This window comes from Rhodanobacter sp. 7MK24 (genome assembly GCF_014842995.1).
GTDB lineage: Bacteria > Pseudomonadota > Gammaproteobacteria > Xanthomonadales > Rhodanobacteraceae > Rhodanobacter_A.
Window position 1 is genome coordinate 92,920 of the sequence record NZ_JACYXL010000010.1, and the last position, 18,348, is coordinate 111,267.

The 18,348-nt window shown below is 61.2% G+C and carries 12 protein-coding genes and 1 tRNA gene; 10 read left to right on the forward strand and 3 right to left on the reverse strand.

The annotated features are described in order from the left end of the window. Positions 1-50: 50 nt before the first annotated feature. The 7 genes from IHE49_RS15310 (at position 51) to IHE49_RS15340 (ending at position 9,372) form a co-directional block, all read left to right on the forward strand. Complete coding sequence (locus tag IHE49_RS15310) at positions 51-500, forward strand: hypothetical protein (protein WP_192159463.1); 450 nt, start codon at positions 51-53, stop codon at positions 498-500. After that, complete coding sequence (locus tag IHE49_RS15315; RefSeq protein WP_192159465.1) at positions 385-1,731, forward strand: site-specific integrase; 1,347 nt, start codon at positions 385-387, stop codon at positions 1,729-1,731. Before IHE49_RS15310 ends, IHE49_RS15315 begins: the two co-directional genes overlap by 116 nt. Before the next feature lie 42 nt (positions 1,732-1,773). Further along, a complete protein-coding gene (locus IHE49_RS15320; protein ID WP_192159467.1) occupies positions 1,774-3,783 on the forward strand; it encodes a hypothetical protein in 2,010 nt (669 codons plus the stop codon). Positions 3,784-5,103: 1,320 nt separating this feature from the next. Next, positions 5,104-5,880, forward strand: coding sequence for a hypothetical protein (locus tag IHE49_RS15325; protein ID WP_192159469.1), 777 nt, complete (start codon positions 5,104-5,106; stop codon positions 5,878-5,880). Then, positions 5,877-6,380, forward strand: a complete 504-nt coding sequence (locus IHE49_RS15330) for a hypothetical protein (RefSeq protein ID WP_192159471.1) — start codon at positions 5,877-5,879, stop codon at positions 6,378-6,380. The genes IHE49_RS15325 and IHE49_RS15330 overlap by 4 nt, the downstream gene beginning before the upstream one ends. A 713-nt stretch (positions 6,381-7,093) precedes the next feature. Next, entirely contained in the window at positions 7,094-8,428 is a 1,335-nt protein-coding gene (locus IHE49_RS15335) for a hypothetical protein (protein ID WP_192159473.1), read from the forward strand. Positions 8,429-9,084: 656 nt separating this feature from the next. After that, on the forward strand, positions 9,085-9,372 hold the full coding sequence (locus IHE49_RS15340; RefSeq protein WP_225578483.1) for a LysR substrate-binding domain-containing protein: 288 nt from the start codon (positions 9,085-9,087) through the stop codon (positions 9,370-9,372). 210 nt (positions 9,373-9,582) lie between these two features. Here IHE49_RS15340 and IHE49_RS15345 read toward each other — a convergent pair whose 3' ends face one another. Further along, entirely contained in the window at positions 9,583-9,921 is a 339-nt protein-coding gene (locus IHE49_RS15345; protein WP_192159475.1) for a hypothetical protein, read from the reverse strand. Positions 9,922-10,048: 127 nt separating this feature from the next. Here IHE49_RS15345 and IHE49_RS15350 point away from each other — a divergent pair, with 127 nt between their 5' ends. The 3 genes from IHE49_RS15350 (at position 10,049) to IHE49_RS15360 (ending at position 11,279) form a co-directional block, all read left to right on the forward strand. Further along, positions 10,049-10,369: a helix-turn-helix transcriptional regulator gene (locus IHE49_RS15350; RefSeq protein ID WP_192159477.1), complete on the forward strand. Its 321-nt coding sequence runs from the start codon at positions 10,049-10,051 to the stop codon at positions 10,367-10,369. 406 nt (positions 10,370-10,775) lie between these two features. Further along, a tRNA-Ile gene (locus IHE49_RS15355) sits at positions 10,776-10,874 on the forward strand. A gap of 15 nt (positions 10,875-10,889) precedes the next feature. Continuing rightward, complete coding sequence (locus tag IHE49_RS15360; RefSeq protein WP_192159479.1) at positions 10,890-11,279, forward strand: hypothetical protein; 390 nt, start codon at positions 10,890-10,892, stop codon at positions 11,277-11,279. Between the two features lie 87 nt (positions 11,280-11,366). Here IHE49_RS15360 and IHE49_RS15365 read toward each other — a convergent pair whose 3' ends face one another. Both IHE49_RS15365 and IHE49_RS15375 read right to left on the reverse strand, forming a co-directional pair. Further along, positions 11,367-13,352, reverse strand: coding sequence for a hypothetical protein (locus IHE49_RS15365; RefSeq protein ID WP_192159481.1), 1,986 nt, complete (start codon positions 13,350-13,352; stop codon positions 11,367-11,369). Positions 13,353-13,361: 9 nt separating this feature from the next. Beyond that, entirely contained in the window at positions 13,362-18,347 is a 4,986-nt protein-coding gene (locus IHE49_RS15375; protein WP_225578484.1) for an N-6 DNA methylase, read from the reverse strand. Position 18,348: the final 1 nt, after the last annotated feature.

Genomic DNA, 18,348 nt, shown 5'->3' on the forward strand with positions numbered 1-18,348 from the left:
AATGGGCGAGGTGCTAGAACATCGCCACCACAGGCATGGGGGATAGGGGCATGGCCGGCAAGTTCGCGCGCAGTTGGGCGTTGATGAAGGCGAGTGCGGGAGTGTTGCGCTCGGACAAATCGTTGTTGCTGTTCCCGCTGCTGTCGGGGCTGTGCAGCATCGTCGTGGCGGCGAGCTTCCTGGTTCCGGTGATGCTGGCGCTGGTCGGCCACCATGGCGGCGACCTCGATGGCCGCCGTTTCGCGCCGGGCTACTACGTAATGCTGTTCGCGTTCTATCTGGCGCAGTACTTCGTGTTTATGCATGGCCTCAGAAGTATATCGCGACAGATTCGTCAGATTTTTATATTTGCTAGGCTCGCCAAAACTACATGGCTAGTCTTTTATGAGTTATCTGGTAATGACGCCAGATCGCAGCCTGCTGACTCGTGCAGGCTACGGGGCCGTAGCCCACATCCCGTTCTTGATGTGCGTCGACGGTTCTTATCCGGCGCTGGCTAATAGGTATGTGCGCGCACGTGCCCTGTGTGAGTGGTGGCTTCGGCTGGGAACGAGTGGTGAGAAGGTTGCGCCAACGCGCAAGTTTCAGACGGCCAAAAGTTGCATCTCGTTGGTGCGCCGCCTTAAGGCTTTTTTAGAATGGGTGGAGAGCAGTGGTCAGAACCTCGCCGTCATCGAGTACGACCAGCTTTTGACATGGCAGACTGGTTTGCTCGATGGCTCGCTGAGCGCGAGCGGGGCGCCGTTGAGTCACTCCACTATCAATTTGTATGTCAGCGAAGCGTGCTACTACCTCACTTGGCTCTCGCTTGTGCCACGCGATGCTGCGGGAAGGCCGGTTCGTGGTCCTTTCGACATCGTCACGCGAGATGTCAACGTGCGAACCCATCATGGTCGCAGCACACGGTCTCAGACGGAGCGCATCGAAATCCGCTTGGGGAACCTTCAGCCGATTCCCCCACATTCTATCGATCTGCCGTCTTCACCAGACGTAGCACGATGGATGCGCGCATTTCGCGCACGCGCTCCTGTGAAGGCGTTGATGGCTGAGGCCATCTTGGACTCGGGTCTCCGGATCTCCGAAGTCAACCACATGGAGGTGGGGACGCTCCCAGCACGCACTGAGTGGAAGCCGGTCGACGGTCGCGTATTCTTCTTCATAAATAAGGGCGTCAAAGGACGCAAAGTGACCCCAGACTCGCCCATCGCGGTGCGGGGTCGTTATGTCAGTCTGAGTCTACAGGTAGCGCAAAAGATCGATGACTACCGCCACTTCACTCGCGAAACGCAGTTACGTCGTTGGATACGTAGCGGCGCTGACAAAGCCGAGCGGGCTCGACGTGCGGGTGCCAGGCCTGTGCGCCTATGGCTAAGTGAGCATTCGCACCAACCGTTCGCCAACCAGCAGTTGTTCCACGCGTGGACGACGCTCGCCGCATGTCCCAAGGGGTGGCATCCTCACTCCGGCCGGGCGTGGTACGCGGTGGAGGCGCTCGTGGCCTATGCCCGTCTGGCGCAGGCCTCGCGGCAGGGCCAAGCGACAGATTTAACGTGGCTGGAAGGAGTGATGCGCAATCAGGTCGATCTCTTGATTCGGCCAACGCTCGGTCATCTGAGTGTGGATACCACGCATCGCTATATCCGGGCCGCGCTGTTCCGCCTAACAGAATTGATAGGAGCGCCGACGTTGCGTTGGCAGGACCTGATGGACGGGGATGACGAGGAGGTGTGATTGGAAAAAAAGGCGCCAGTCGTCATGCGGCCGATGACGCGCATGGTGGCCCCCAAGCAAGGCCAGCCCGTCGATTTCTCTGAATTGTGGGTGGGGGCATCAGCGCAACGGACTGGTCGTGGCGGGCAGTTCTGGAACGGCGGCTTTGCCGGTCGGCCCGTGCTCGCGGATCAACTATGGCCGGCTATCAAACTGGGAGCTGTGAGTCGGGGTTATAGCGCGCTCCACATATGTCTTGGTGGATTGCGCGAGTTCTGGCGATTTCTAGACGGCTACGAGCAGCGCTTTGGCGCCGTGCAGAGCCTTGCCGATATCGATGAGGTTAAGGGATTGCTGTGGCTACATCCGCCGGACGATGGCGATTGGAAAGCACCCACGTTGAGCTACTACTCACAATGTCGATTCATTCTGCAACAGGCCCTTGCGTTGACTTCAGGCAAGGACCGGCTTTTTGTGTGGCCGCCTTATCCTGATCGAAACTACACCGTAGGTAAGGATGTACCCGATCAGGCTCAGTCGCGCGCCGCGCTTACCTTACTCAAGCGCGAGGCTCAGGCGATCTACGCGCGGTGGCGTCGCGCGGATGCTCTTGCCGCAGAGGGACGTAACTTGATGCAGTTGCCGCGGAAGCGCCGCAACAGTTTCGGTACGGTCACGGAAGCAGACGTGCACGCTACGTATCGTGCGGTGATCGTGCAAACCGGTGATCCTCTCCCTACGATCAGCGGCATACGCGTGGCGCTGGGTCTTCGGCCACATCACAATCTTCCTTTTTTTTGGGCGTGTTTGGGACTCACACTGATGGATATCCAGTTGGGGCTTTACCCTTCGATGGATGATCTGCAGTGCCTCAGCCAGTTGTTCATGGCACGCAGTGGCTGGAACCCGTCGACCGTTGCGGCTTTGAACATCAGTAACCCTAATTGGGCTGTTTCCCACGGGGATCCGGCGCATGACCTGTGGATGATCGAGAGCTGGAAGGAGCGCTCACGGGATTGGCAGCAGACAATCTGCCGCGGGCGCATGACCACAGCACCGCTGCAGATTGTCCGCGCCCTGCTGGGGCGCACCGAGGCGTTACGATCCCTGCTGTCGATCGACGCTTCCCGCGCGAAGGATTGCACAAATGTCGAGCGTGCCTTGTGCTCGCCCTGGCTTGCGGCCGGGCAGAAGAACTGTACGGGGCTGGTCGTGGCACTCGGTACGGACGAGACACGGCCGTCGGTGTATTGGCGTCGTTGCGTGCGACAGCATAACGAGGAAGCGCGCGCGATGAATGCAGCAATAGATCGCGACAACGCGATCATCGCGGCCAATAACGCAACGAGACCGGAAGCGTCGCCTCGGACATTACTGGTGCGCCGCACGCTCATTCCCGAGTCAATGACACCGTCGGACTGGCGCGACATCTACGCGAACTTCGTATTCGTCGAATCCCGCTATTCATGGGTCATGGTGCAGTGGGCGCTTGGACATAAACACCTGACGTCGACCCGTCACTACCTTCGCAGCAAGCTGTGGCGTCGATTCTCCGAAAAAAAATTGCTGGACGTGCAAGTCACGATGTTCGACGAACTGCGTCATGGTCGCTTGGATCTTGTGGTGGTGCGCGCTCGGGTGGAACTGGGCGTGGATCCCAGTGACGATGATCGTGCTCGGCTCGATGCGCACCGCCAAGTGATCCATGCGCGTGAATTGACTTCCTCCGGTTATCAATGTCAGCGCCCGTTTCATCCGCCGCAAGAGATCGATCCAGGGAACCCAAGCGATGGCACGATGCGGTGCCGACGCGGCGAGCGCTGCCCGGGCTGCCCACAGGCTTATGCGGTCGATAGCTTCGCGATGGTCAAACGCTTAGTTGAACTGGAGCGGATTCGTTGTCAAGTGAGCATGGTGATCTGGATCGAATCACAACTGGCCGGGGATCTGGATATGCTCCAGCACGATCTGCGTCAGTGGCCCGAGGAAGAGGTGGCGCGGCATCGACGGTATTGGGAAGCGGAATTTGAGAGTGGGCGCCGCGTACTCGATCCTTGGTCAGGGCACAACTAGGAAGGTGTCATGGTAAGGAAAGTCGCTCAATTGCCCGCTCCCCAGGTAGCAAATCGTCAGCGCGTGTTGCTCTCGCTGGATATTCGGGAGATTCAGTCCATGGAGCGGGGCGACTTACTGGCTTTCCAGGCGGCACTGGGCTTCGGCGCGACGTGGGGCGTGTGGGAAGCGCCCAAGGCGTGGTGCGCGCCGGGTCAGGATGCTCAGCGGTGGATACGATGCCGGACCCTGGATGCTCCTGCAGGGGACCGCATTTGGACGGAGGTGTTGCGACTATGCCTGCTGCTCGCGCTGACACGCAGTGTGCGGGTCTACTGCCTCCCGGCGAGCATCTGTCACTTGGGTCGCGTTGCCCTCGCAATCAGTAACCTGCTCGCCACGAAGCCAGGTCCGGCCACGCGCTGGTGGAGTCGCGCCACGACGGAAGAGCTGCGTGCCCCCAGCGCGGCACACCGTCAGGTGTGCGCCATCCTCGCGACATTTTATCGGCGAGGCCTCCTCCCGGATGAACCAGCGCCTCCGTGTCAGGACGATGGTGCTTTGGAGCGCGATCGGCATGAAGTAGAAATGGCCGAGGTCACCCCGGATAGCAGCAAACAATGGCAGCCTCTCCCGGACGCATTCACTGCCGCATGTGGTCAGCGCGCGCTCTGGCTGGTCCAGCATCTTGGAGCGTCGTTGCTCGACTGTCTGGATGCTTGCCTCGACACTACTCTGTCGCCGCCGAGTGCGTGGAACGCGCGCCTGCAGACCGCGGGACATCGCACGCCTAAAAGTGAAGCCGCTCTGCTTCTAGAGATGCGCGCTACCCTGATCCGTGGTTGGGTTTGGCGTACCCCGGAGGGCCACGTCGTGACCGATCTGCCGTTCCCACTGCATTTCAAGCGACGGGTGGCGGCACCTCAAGGCAAACATCCGGCACAACCGCAGACCGAACCATTCGCTTGGCCTCCTCATACATGGGGTGATCTGTGGAATCTTATCCAAACCTTGCAATCAAGCCACGCTTGGCTTCTGTTTCTGGCCTCGGGCCCTCGTCAGTCCACAGTGCTTAGTTACACCATCCAATGCCTAGCGCCCTCGCCCCATGGGTTTCGTCTGGATGGCACGCTCTTTAAGACACCCATGACGCGAGGTGGGCGTCCGAGGGATTGGCCGCTGCCTCCCCTACTCGTGCGGGCGGTCCAGCAGCAGATACGACTCGCAAGCTTGGTGAAACGGTTGGCTCGTCCTTACGATCCCGGGAGCTTGGGCGAGCACCTATGGGTGCTCACGCGTGGTCGCTTGCAAGGCGTGGGCCTTGGGGGAGCGATCGTCAATATGAACCCACCGCTGCAGCGTTTGGTCGAAGTGCTTGGCCTAGAGCATCTGTTGGCACCTGACAATCCTACTCTGCACACCCATCGTTTCCGCAAGACGTTGGCGCGCATCTTGGCCTTGGCCCTGACGAGCGCCCAGATGGTGCTGATGGACTGCTTCGGTCACGAGGATCCAGATATGACCTTCGGCTACATGGTGAGCGACAAATCAATCGTTGCCGACGCTCTACGTGTGCAGCGAGAGTTAGTCATTCTCTTGGCCAGGGAGGCAATCCAGCAGGCGGATGCGTTAGGTGGTCCGATGGGCAAGGTGGTGTGCGATGCCAAACATCGATTTTTACGCCTGAAAAACCGTGGCGTACTCACGCCCGAAGATGAGTTCGAACTCGCTGATCAGCTCACTCTCGGGGGGCGGGATTGGGTATACGTGATGGAAGGTGTGATTTGTACGCTATCTGCTTTTGATGCAGGGCCCTGCGGTGCGCATAAGGGCGTTCGGCGCGATCCGCTTCACTGTCAGGCGGGGTGTCCCCATCAACTGATCTTGGCCCATCACAAGAACCACGCCAACGACATGATTGCGTATCTCCTCCCACAGTTGCAGCGCGCTGAGGATGAGGAGGCTGAAAGTCTAGTCGCACAGCTGGTTGCGCAATTGAATAACCATCTGTACCGGTGGTCGGATGTCTTTCAGCGATGGGCTACACATCCGTTGGTGGTGCGTTATGGGAAGCGTGGGTCGTCGCCATGGTGGGCTGAAGAGGTTCAGCCCGTATGAAAGCGAAGACGCCGAGCGAGGCTCTGACGGCCCACGCAAAAGGCCGCACTCAGGCGGTAGTGGCGAAGCTGCAGGCGGCGATGAAGGAGATCAAGATCGAGATCGAGAGCCAGGACGGTATCTATCCACTCAATAGTGGGAGATTGAGTCGTGCGGAAGTGTGCCGCCGAGCGGGCGTCGCGAGCGCGGTACTAGAAGGCAAGGCGCATAAGACCACGACGTTGGTCAATTTGAATCGTTGGCTGACTGAGGTGCGGCAGTGCCTTATTGTTGGGCATAAGGCCGTGCGGCAGACGGTGACACGTCGCGCGGAGGAGGGGAGGACACGCGCGAAGCAGTTTGCAACCCAAACCCACCTGTATCACTTGCAGATGGTATCGCTTGAGCATCGATTGCAGGAGGCACAGGCACGCATCGCGTTGCTTGAGTCGGAAAACGAACAACTGCGCATCGAGGCGAGTGGTGCGCGAGTGGTGCTCTTGGGCGCGAAACGACGTTAGAAGTGAGCGGCGGGGGCCGTATCCATCGGCAATGATGATCCTGCGCACACACCGATAAAGTTCATCACTCGAACCAAGTGATGGTGTGAGCCGCAATACTTCCCCTGCTTCTCCCCACCCATAGGGCTACTTTACCGCGAGGCCCGACGGGATCGGACTGAAGGGCTGGCCGTCAGGAGTGGCGCGCAGCCATCTCCTGCAGCGATCCCGAGGCGACCGCGTGGGCGTGAGCCGCTGGCACGCATCTTGGCCTTGGGCGCCAGGAGATCATCCGTGACCAGGACTTTGAGGGTGATGGCACATCGGTCCAGGCCGCCCTCGGCGTGCGCGCGTTCCCCGGCATCAACGGCCTCGCTTACGCCGGCTTCTGCTGCCAGCGGACCTTGTTCGGTGGCCTGCCGGTCTACCCCAACCTGGCTTTCCGGCTTCAAGGTGGCCCGATCGCGCATCAGGCGCGGCCCCCGCGAGCCACATCTCAGTAGATCCCTCAACCCTGGAGTCCCCAGGGAGTCCGGCACGGCCGGTTCACTGAACGACCGCGCTCCGCTCCGCGAGATCTCGCCGTTCGCATGCCCCCAGGCGCCGCTGCGCACGTGCCGGCGCAATACACCTGCCGCCCGCACCGCGACGGGCAAAGAGTTCGTCACCGTGACCTAACAATCGGCCCTTTCCGCCGCAGTACGCTTCGCCCACTTCACTGAGGGGGAGTGAACATGAAGGCCTTGTGCGCTTTGCTCTTGCTCGCCGGACTTCTCACGGGACGTGCCGCGGTCGCTGACGACCAGGCCTGCAAGATCGATCCCGCAATGAAGAACCTCATCGAGTCGGACTCCATCCAGAACTTCGGATCGGCCTACCAGTCATTCCTCAACACGGGTGATGGTAGGAAATGGGCATCCAGTGACGACGCCAAACTAGGCATCGGCATTCCCATCGATGACATCCCCGTCCAACTCAGCGGCGGAAGTTCGGGGAAGAATTCTGGCTCTTGGACGCACAGCCTCAGCCAGAGTGAACAGGTGAATGTCCAGCAGTCCATCGTTTCCCGCATAAGGAAATCCGTCGCATCGAGTGAGCTCTGGATGGCGTACATGCATTGTTTGGACGACAACGCCCTTGCGAGCATCAGCCTTGTACTGACGCCGGCCGGGGAAGATGTGGCAGAACTCGACCTCAAATTTACGACGCAGGCACCCGGAACGATTCCTATACCCATCATCTTGAACGTCGAAGTCACCGGCGGGCGATTGACCCAGACGAACTGGGTCGGCCAGCCTCTGTCATATGGCTTCGTACAGCAAATCATTCGAGACAAGGGCGAGGAGCTTGTGGTGACCGTAGAAACGTCGCTGCAGTCCAAATCAGCAACGCTCGATGCCATTCCGGTCTACGACTTCGCTGCCATATTGCTTCCGGAGTGTGACCCATGTCCGCCGGCACCGGTGCCGCCGTGGTCCATACCGTTTTCCCCGGGCGGGCCCGCTCCCGTACTGATCCCCCTCCGCGGGTCCGCTGTTACCGGCAACAGCCCTTGGGACGGGAGCACCTGCCAGGGCCGTTTCTACGAAGGGTGGAAATTTCGGCTGGCGCTGGAACACCTGAGCCCTGACGACCGAACCGGCGGTCCGTTGGACGTACGCAACCAGTATCTCCGGTACCGGTGCGCGGCGCTCTACCAGAAGGCCCGCCAATTCGCTCCCCCTGTGTCGTTTGCAGGCGAGTCAGCGGGGCTATTTTTGCAACAGCAGGCTAACTACCAGGCCGACATCACGGCCAACCTCAGTCGAATCAAGACGCAGATGACCGCGTTGCTCAACGAGGCTAAGGTGGACAAGGACACGGCCATGCTCTCCGACCAGCCGGAGCTGATTTCGCCGCTGCAGTTCTATTGCAAGAATCCGCAAATGGCATACCAACCTGCATACGGCCAACCTTTCTCTCCCTCTCAAATGCCCAGCGGACCGAACTGCGCCAGTGTTTCCACGTGGCCCCCGCAAGGCGTCGACGTCGTGACCGAAAGTCAGACCCTGGATGACGCATCACCCTGATTCGATGGTGCGGAGGGATCGAGAGGTGGGGAGTACAGGCCTGTCGAACCGACGGACCTAATGTCCTAAACGCGGGCGCGTGACGGCCAGGCCGCAGCAACTGGCGCGCCGGCGGACATGCCCGTGCCTGCCAGCTCGGCGGGAGGCGCGTCAACGGCGCCGGCGTGGCGCAGGCCGAGGCCACGGCCCGGCGGCCGCCGCCATCGCTGGCGACCCTGTAAGGGTGCACACCGCCACCGCGACTGGGCCCCGTCCAGCTGGACGGCTTCCAGAGCACTGACCTAGCCCAAGGTAACCAGGACACGGGTAGCATTTCGCCAGGCCGAGGACTTAAGGACGCACGCGTGGCGCAACTCATTGCTTAGCCGTGGTACCACGGCACCTTCACAATGCCCCCGGAGGGTGAGCAGTGGTATAGGGCTGCAGGGAGTTTCCTGGTCGCTAGGGCCTGGCCGAGCGACCAAGCGGTGCAACCTCGCCTTTCGAGCCCAGCGCCTGTTTTTCGCGGAACTTTGGCAGGCGTACGCGCGCGACATCATCCGGACATCACTCACCGGGATTCGCCATGATGCCATCTGCCTCGCACCGTGCTGACACCGCAGCTATCGCCAAGGACACCCCCCATCTCGTCGAACTGGAGACGGGCCCACGGAGGGTTGCACACGTGGGAATTCGAGAAGGACGATCACGCGCTCAACATGCGCGTGGAGGGGCGACTGACTTTCAACAGCATCGAACGCATCCGCGTCGCTGTACTCGCAGGATTCGGCGCCGCTTACCTTCCGGAAGACATGGTCAGCCAGCACATTGCCGCGGGACGATTGCAGCAGGTGCCGGACGACTGGTGCCCGCTCTTTCCCGGCTACCACTTGTACTACCCGAGCAGGCGGCAGCCATCTCCCGCCTTTGCGTTGCTCGTCGAGGCGCTTCGCTACAGGAAATGAATCTGCGAATTGATGGCGAATGTCTGCCCCGGAACCCGCCCTTTCACGACGCCGATGGAAGCTCCTAGCTGCGGGGATTGGCTGCACTGTGCCAGTACCAGCGGAGGGTTCAGCGCTCGCCGGAATCGGTGTTCAGTCTGACCAGTATCCGCAGCATATCGCGCGCAACACCGGCAACGGCTGTCGCAGCGCCGTGCCGCGTTCCGTGGCCTACTTCTTTCGTCGTCCCGCATTGAACTCCTCAACATGGCCTTCAATGAACGCTGCCATGTCACCTCTATATCGAAGCGCTTCAAGCGGAAGAGGTACCCCAAGCGTCCGAGCGATGTCCGTGGCGTAAACGATCTGCGCTTGGGTCGGTGGCTTCAGATCTGGATCTAAGCACTCGACCAGGCACGCCGCAAAGGACTCAGCAAGACGATGTGAGAGATCGAATGTCCGCCCTGCGTTGGAGGCACGAACATGCTGCACTCCCCACGCCTCGTGGATGTAGTCGCTGGTTGGTATGAGAATAGTCCACTCATCATCAAGCAGCAGTTGAAGTGACATGACTGACCCTACATAGACGAGCGACTGCCCAAGAGGATTTCGCTTGATCAAATGCTACGAAATTCGTAGTATCGAAGGCAAGGCAAAGTTACGAATCTCGTAGCGTCAACGCTACTTGGTTCACCCAATGCCCCCGAGAGCAGATCAAAAGGCTGTCTTCTGCGCACGCCTGAAGCAGGCAAGAGAAGCCGCAGGACTATCACAGAAGGAACTAGGCATTCTTGCCGGGGTTGACCAGTTTGTGGCCAGCACACGCATCAATCGGTATGAAAAAGGGGTTCACGAAGCCGACGTCCAAACGGCTTCACGACTAGCAGACTCCTTGAAAATTCCGCTGGCGTATCTGTATGCCAAAGATGACAGACTGGCACGAATGATTCTTGGCTTCTCGCACCTTACTCGTGACGAGCAGGATGCTTTACTGAAGAAGATCGAGGGACGTCGATAATTGAAATGGCGCAGAACGCCTGCTTGTTGACGGAAGACGCTTGCTATGGTCGAGCAACTTTGTTCCTATTCCGACTGGCGCACTATCGCTCCAGCGCATCATTGCCCACGATGTGGGGGAACGCAGCTACGATCACGAGACTCTCCGATGGGCCAGGAAGTCGAGTGCGCCGGCGGTTGTGGCTATCGGGTTGTGCTTACCGATTTCACCCACGAAGACTTTGATCAGTGGATGCGGCGCGTGCGCTCGCAGCGACGTACGTAATGCTCAAGGATTCCGTCCGCACTCATTCCATAAACGTACACCTATGTCGCTGCGTGATCTGATAGATTAACGACATGATGTGCCATCTCTTTCACCACGAGCGAATATCGACGCGCATGCTGAAGCATGCTCGCGAGTGTTCGCCCCCGTGGCCGAGAGGTTAGGCATCCGGCTTATACCCGGACAAAGGCAGTGGCCAGATAAGCCACCCACGCAGGTTCAAGTCCTGCCGGGGGCACCATCCTAGGGTGCCCATATGAACTCTGAAAATTCCGAGCGATTACAGTCGAGCTTCCCTCCGTTGTATCGATTGCGAAAGTTTGATCCGCTTCGCCACGAAACCCACACGGTATTCGCAATTTGGGGATTTGAGTGCGGCGATGGCTGGATGGACTTGATCTATCGTCTTAGCCAAGCCATCACCGCACACATCGAATCCACCGGGTTGGATGTCGTTGCGACGCAGGTGAAAGAGAAGTTCGGCACGCTGCGGTTCTATGTCGATGGTGGGGACGAGGAGGTTTTTCGGCTCATCGATGCCGCCGAACACGAGTCGGCAACAATCTGTGAGCTTTGCGGCGCACCTGGCATCCTTGTCACGAAGGGGTGGCACTCGACGCGCTGTGACTCCTGCGACGCACGATGAGCGCTTCATCGCATTGCTCGATGAGCATTTCCGCGATGACAGGAGGCGCGCGCGGAGCTCGACGCCCTCTTACACTCTATCTGGGCATCATTCAAAACCAGAAAGCAGGGGTTGCAGCTCCCGCCGGAAAAGCAGCTTCTCTTCGATACTTGGTTCCAGCTCAAGCACCACACTTCGCTCCCCTTGGAGCGCTGGCGGAGGCGCAGAGGTCGTCGTGACGATGAACTGGAACGGCACTCGGCCGTCCTTACCAAGCTGCTCAGCAGCCTCGGCTGCGGCAAGGAAGAACTCCCGGTACAAGAGTTCGCTCATGTCCGCTTCTCGCGGACAGTCATGAACCAGAAAGCCCGGATGGTTGCTGGCGTCCGACATCGCGGAGTCGAGCAGGCAGGCAATGTCTCCGAGGAGCACCTCCAGCACCTGGTACGCCTCGCCGCCGCGCGCAACTTCGAAGGGGCGAACCTCGTGTTCAGGGACGAAGCGCGCGTATCCTGTGGCCCCTAGTATTCTGGTCGACACAGCTGCCGTCAAAGCTTTGAGGGCATCGACTCTCGACGACTGCTGCGATCTTCGCCTGACCTCGGTCGTCCGAAGTGAACACAGCGCCGTTTCGTGCTCCTGCAGTTGATTTCGGGCCTCGACTAGTTCGGTCGTGTCGTCGCCCTGTGCCCTTCGTGTGTGCTGCTCCTGAAGTTCGTCCCAGGACTTTTTCAAGAACGTCCGTGCGCTCTCGCTGGTGGCGATGCTGACACGCAGACGGCGAAGCGCAGCCTTCTGTTCGGTGATGGCCTTCTCTTGGGCCAATACCGCTGTTGCAAGCTTCTCGAAATCGAGCTTCCGATCCTCGTAGCGTCTGTTCAGTTCAGGGTTGCTCGCCTTGGCGTGTCTACCGTCCTGGAACCAGGTGATGCTGACCGCGCTCTTGCGTTCTTGGATGTAATGACAAGCATTGAACTCGATATCGCCAAGATCGCATCTGCCCCCTTCAAGCCCCTGTAGCCTTTCCCGAAGCTTGGTGAGGCGTTCATAGTCTGCATGATTCGTATCCACCAGGGACTTCGCGATACCGACCTCGAGGTCGGCCCGGTCGCGGGCCTTGATCAACTCAAGCAGACGCACCTGTTCTTCTGCCAAAACATCCTCCGCCCGCGCCACCTCCTGCTCCCATCGGTTCTCGTCCCGCTCAGCAGCCTGCAGGGCGGCTTGAACACGTGACTCGACGGATTCGCCAACCGTGGTCGTGAACACGGGCTCGTCTTCTCCGGCTCGTACCCGCAGGCGAAGCTGACGGTCGGCATGAGCCAACGCAAAGGCCGGCGCTCTTTCGAGCTCTGGGATGCGCTCCTTATGCTGTTCGACCTGCTTCTGTTCGGCCTCGATGTCACGCAGAAGCCGATCCAACTCCTGGTCCACCAGACCCAGCACTGAGCCGACCAGCAGCGGCGGATCTCGCCGTGGCCTCTTGAAGCCCAGACCTTCGCCTTCACGCCAGTGGTAGAAGCCGTCGAATCTGGTTCGCTGCTCCCTAATGCACCAGGCCAGTAGATGGCGCCACTCGAGCGGCTGATTTGTTCCAGGCAGGGAGCGGGCTGCAAGCCGGCCAATCGAGAACTGCTCCAGAGCGCGACCGTAGCCGTCGAAGTCGTTCGTCGCGGTACCGTTGAGCAACGGGTCCAGCTCATCGCATTGAGAGGCCATGGAGTGGCTGTACAAGCCGTACGGTCGGAAAACCAGCCAAACGGCACCATCTACGTGGACTTTCGCCGCGACACCACCTTTGGGAAAGCTGCCAGCAGCCTTGCTTCGCAGACTGGTGATAGCCGGCGCATCGTCACCTAGCACATACCTCAGCAGCAGGCAGAGCGAGGTCTTACCGACGCCATGACCTGCGCTCGCCAATCCCGTGGCGTCGTTCGAGGCAGACTCTTTGGCCCAGACGATATTCAGCCCAGTATGCAGATCAATGGTACGCGTGAGCACCAGCGGTTCACGGGATTCAACCAGCCATATCGTTTCAACCCAAAGCCTGGGTTGCGCGCGAACCGGATTACTCACCTTGAGCCAGGTTGACATCGCGTCCTCTTACTGTGTGCCGGTAGCCTTGGGATTTGTGGGCACTGCGCCGCTCTTCTCGGCCTCCAACGCCTTGCGCCGACTCTCGGCCAGCCACAGAAGCCGAGCAGCGTCGGGCTGTTCTGGTAGCTGGATGACATCGGCAGGCGGCGCGCCAACGCCTCGCGCGAAGAAGGCCTCGCTACCCTGTGTTGAACGCACAAGCACATCTGCGCTGACTAGGCGTTGCACAATGGGCAGGATTCGGCTCAGGAGGGGCGTTACGTCTGCAATCCCGAGTGAACCTCGCAGGGCGTCGAAGCGCGGGCCGTCAACGGAATCAAAGTAGTGCGCTGCCGCTGCCAACGCAGCTACTGCTGACTGGATGTCCACCAGCGAACTGCGCTCCGTTCGCTCGGCGACCAATGCCGTCACCAGACCAGCCAGCCTGCCTTCTTCGGCGTTACGGATCATTCCGTGCTCGGAGTATGAAACAGGGGCCGGTTGTGCAGCAGACGACATGCTGGCCTGCTGGTCCCATGCCTCCAATACCAACCTGCGCGTCCGGTATTCACCGTAGGCCCGGATCTCACCCTCCTTCAGCACCCGGAAGGTCTCGCTGGGGTACTCGGCACCCATCACGTCCTTGGGATCGAGGATGTAACGCAGCTCGTCGCGGGTGAGGCCGTATAGGCGGGCATAGTAGGCGTCGAGCTCGGCGCGCAGTTGAGCGCGGCGCTCAGGGTTCCACGCGAAGGGCTGGCCCTGTTCGGCAGCGGGGCGCGGGTCGTAGGCGGCGAGGTCCTCACCCCAAGCTTGCAGGTCGTGCGCGGTGTAGGTGAGTTCGAGGACACGAGGTGCGATGAAAGAGAGGTCGGTGGCGCTGTAGCGGTCAGGAGCTAGCACAGGGAGCTGCTTGAAGATGAAGTAGTTCAAGTGCGTACCGCCGACCTTGTGCCTAGCCACGAAGTCGCAAACCATCGAGCACAGGTTGCCCAGCAATGCCGCGAACGGACCGCTAGCTGCGCCTGCCCGGAAGAGCATCAAGGGAAGGCTATTTCCCACCCCTACTCGTGGCACCACCGACGCAATCACCGTACGCTCGTTGGTCGCGTTCGTAATGTCCCGCCAGCCCATCAAATACCGTGGGCTACGGCGGTCCATCCAGAGGTCCAGCAACGTGCGCAGCGCTTCCGCCAACGTACTAGTACGCAGGGCCTCAGCCAAGGGCGCCAGCTCGTCGTCTGTCAATCGCGCGCCCATGTTCTGGGCGGCCCACTTCGGAAATTCGGCGAGAGCCTTCTTGGTCGTCTGTCCCTGGCCGCGCAGCACGTCGTTCAGACGCAGGAATCCAGCTTTTAGCTGCACCTCTGCAGGCGCGATGTGCGGCTGGGCCTGGCTCGGTGTCCAGCTGTCGGCGGCAGGGGCCGCACCTGCCGCGCGATGAAACAGTTCGCCGGCCACCCACTGGGCCAATGCCAGCAGTAGGTCCGCCAGTGCGGCGTCCTGAGCGGTCGCATCCTCTGCCTCTCGCGTGGCATGCATTGCCAACCAAGCTCGCGCTACGCGGGTAGGTACTCGGGCGATGCGGGCCAGTACCTCACGCTCGTCCACCCAGTAGCGTGGGCGCACGGTGAAGGCGGGGGCACACTTTTGCGTATCGCTGACATCGGCCGTTGCCACCTGGCCTGCCGCGCCACTGCCGGCGTCCACGTAAGTGGCCCAGCGGTGGTCGAACTGGTGAATCAACTTTGCTTCGTACAGCGGGAGGCGCAGAGGCTGCCCCACCGAGGCAGGGGCATCTGCGAACAGGCCGCTATCGTTGGACATGTGAAACATCGCCTGGAAGCGGATGCCCCACGGGTTCACCTCGGGTCGCAGCAGCTCGCCATCTTCATCGGCCTGGACCTCGGCGATGAGCACGGGCGCGGCGCGATAGAGCTTCTTGGTCAGCTCGGCGTCGCGCTCGCTGCGGAACACTGGGCAGGTGCGGGTGTTCGGGTTGATGAGCTGGAACTCTTCGGGCCGTAAGCTGAACCTGCGTCGTTGGTCATACAGGTAGTCAACCTGACGCGCGAAATTGACAAGTTGCGCTGGTACGTCGACTCCATGCGTGCCAGCGGTAGTCAGCAAGGCGAACTTCATCGCGTGGTGAACAGCCGGGAACACGAACTCCTCGTTTTCGAATGAGTAGAGTGCAATCAACCGGCGATGCTGAGACACGGCCTCGAAGTAAGCCTTGGTGGATTCGTCCGTAGCGATACCAGTGGGCACGATGAAGCCAGCCCGACCGCTGGGTGCCGTGGCCTGCAGGAAGGTCTCGGCAAACAGCGCGTAGGTGTTGACATCTCCCACGCCGGTGAGCGAGTAGCGTCGGCTGTCGTGCGCATAGAGGCTGGCGGCCTCGGCGCCGCGGCGCGCGGCAATGAAGCCGGCATACAGCGCCATCTCGGCCCTATTTGGTGAAGTGAAACCTTCGCTGCGTTCCAAGTCGGGGTTTACGCGGTGAAGCAGCACGCCCTCACTTAGCCATTCGATGCGCTGGGCGCGCTCGGCCTTGTTCTTGGCCATGGCCACCAGCGGGCTGCGGGTAGCAAAGAACTCTTCCTCCTGCAGCTTGATGCGCTCCCATGGCGGGTTGCCCAGCATCACGCTGAAGCCACCGGCCGCAGCCACCTGCGGGAAGGCCAGCCACCAGTGGAAGGCGCTGTGCTGCCGGCAAAGGGCCTGCACTGCTTCCTCCACCTCGGCCTTGGGCGCCTGACCGCTTAGCACACCCCACAGGTAGCCTGAAAGCGGTATGGTCGCGCCAGCCCCGGCCAGCTTGGGTGCCAGGAAGGCGGCCAGGTAGGTGTCGGCCAGACGAGCGAAACTGCTGCGCTGCGCCTGGGCCTGCGCCATGGTCCAAGCTTGCCGCTTGGCGGCGAGGTGTTCCGGCGTGTCGTCGTTCAGGGTCTCAACGCTGATGGCCTGCGTCGCCAAGCCTGGCTGCGTCAACAGGTCACCGCCAGCAATCTGGCGCCAGCTCTTCAGATCAGCCTTGTTCTGCTTCTTCAGCGCACTGGCCACGGCCTTGTCGTCACCCGAAAGCGCGGTGTAGGCCTCGTCGGGGATGCCGTCGTCCAGCACTTTGGGGTCCAACACGCCTAGCAGCGCGTCGCCCACGCGCAGGTGGTGGTCCACGAAGCTCAGCGGCCGATCAGGTGAATAGGCCTCCAGCCACAACGCCGTCTTCGCCAGCTGAATGGCCATCGGGTTCTTGTCGACACCGAAGATGCAGCGGCCCACCACGTCGCGCAGCGCGTGACGGTAGTCGGCTGGTGTCGGGGCTCCACCCTCTCGCTCGGCCGCGGCGCGGTGCAACGCTACCTCGTCGGCCAGGCGTCGGGCGGCCGAGAGCAGGAAGTGGCCGCTGCCGCATGCGGGGTCGCACACGGTCAGTGCTAGCAGCGCCTGCACCGGCTGCTCCGGGTTGGCCTTCACCGCCTGCGCGATAACCGGCTCAAGCGCACTCTTGATGAGTTCCTGCACCAGGCTGTCAGGCGTGTAGTAGCTGCCCGTCAGCTTGCGCGTATTGCCCTTGGTGCTGGCATCGCTCTCGTCATCGCCGACGAAGGCCAGCCGCGCCGTGGCGGGCGACGCCAGGCCCTGCAGGTCCGGTACCAGCTCCAGCAGGCTCTCATACACGCTGCCCAGCTCTTCGGGGCCCATGTCGCGGTAGTTGACGCGAGAGAGGCCGCCGTCGGCACGGAACCAGCCGAGCTGGAACACGGCGGCTAGCAGGTGGCGATTGTCGAGTTGGGCGGTGTCGAGGCACGGGCACTGGTCAGCATCAAACAGACCACCCAGCGCGGGCAGACCCAAAGAGGGTTCACCGACACCCAAGGCACCGAATGTGATGGTCAGCGCTTGCCACAGGTCGGCATGGCGATCGTGCTGGCTGCGGCGCACGGCGCGCTCGCGCAGCCACGTGAGCGAGTAGCCAAACAGGTAGCGGGCCTTGGCCTCGTCGCTGGCGTCTGGGGCGAAGACCAGGCGTTCGCCCGTGCCCCGGTCGAGGCGGTCTTCCACCGTGGCCAGGAAGATGAGGCGATAAACCAAGCGCAGCAGCTCTTCGAAGAAGGCCTGGCGATCGTAGCCGTCCTGGGCACTCTGCAGTGCGGCGCGCAGGGCGCCGTTGGCCGGGTGCGAGAGGAAGCCCGTGCCCAGTGCTCGCAGCGCCTCGGCCACCTGATAGCGCAGCTTGCCACGCACCGTGACGCCGGCCTGCTGCCCTGCAGCGCGCCAACGCTCCCAGGGGCAGTCGTTGGGTGGCGCGTCGGCGGCGCCGAAGCGAGAGGTATGGGCCAACAACCAGAAGGCGCTGAAGTCGGCCAGCAGCTCTTCGGTGAACAGCACCTCGAGGTCGATCTCGATATAGGCCGGACGCGTGAGGCTGGCGTTGTCGCGCAGAATGCGCAGCGTCAAGCCATTGCTGACGATGGCCCAGAGCGACGCGTCGATGGCGTTCAGCACCTCCTGCGCCAGCATGAAGGGACTGCGGCGGCGGGTTTTGCCGGTATCGGGGTTAGTCTCGCCGAAGCGCTCCATGGCGCTGTCTAAGGGCTGGTCGAAGCCGGCGAAGACCAGCGGCACGCGGCCGCCGCTGCCGGCATGGCCTACAGCATAGTGGTGCCCGGCGCGTTCAATGGCTGGACAGGGCGCGGCGTCATGGAAGTGGAGCACATCGCGCAGCAGTGGCAGCAGCCATTCGCGCACTGTGACCTCGTGCGCACGCACGTCTTGCCGCTGACGGAGGGCTTGGAAGTCCTTCCAGAGATTCAGGGCAATTTTGAAGTCTCGGGCAATTTCGTCGCGCAGCTTCAGGCCCTTGGCAATGCGGTACTGGGCTTCGGTCTGCTCGGTGGCCTTCGGATCGGCCAGCAGGGTCAGGCGCGTCAGTTCTTCGGCGGGGAGCAGGCCGCCTTCGATACGGATGGCGCGGTAGACGAGCTGGTGGAGAGGCTTTTTGGCCATG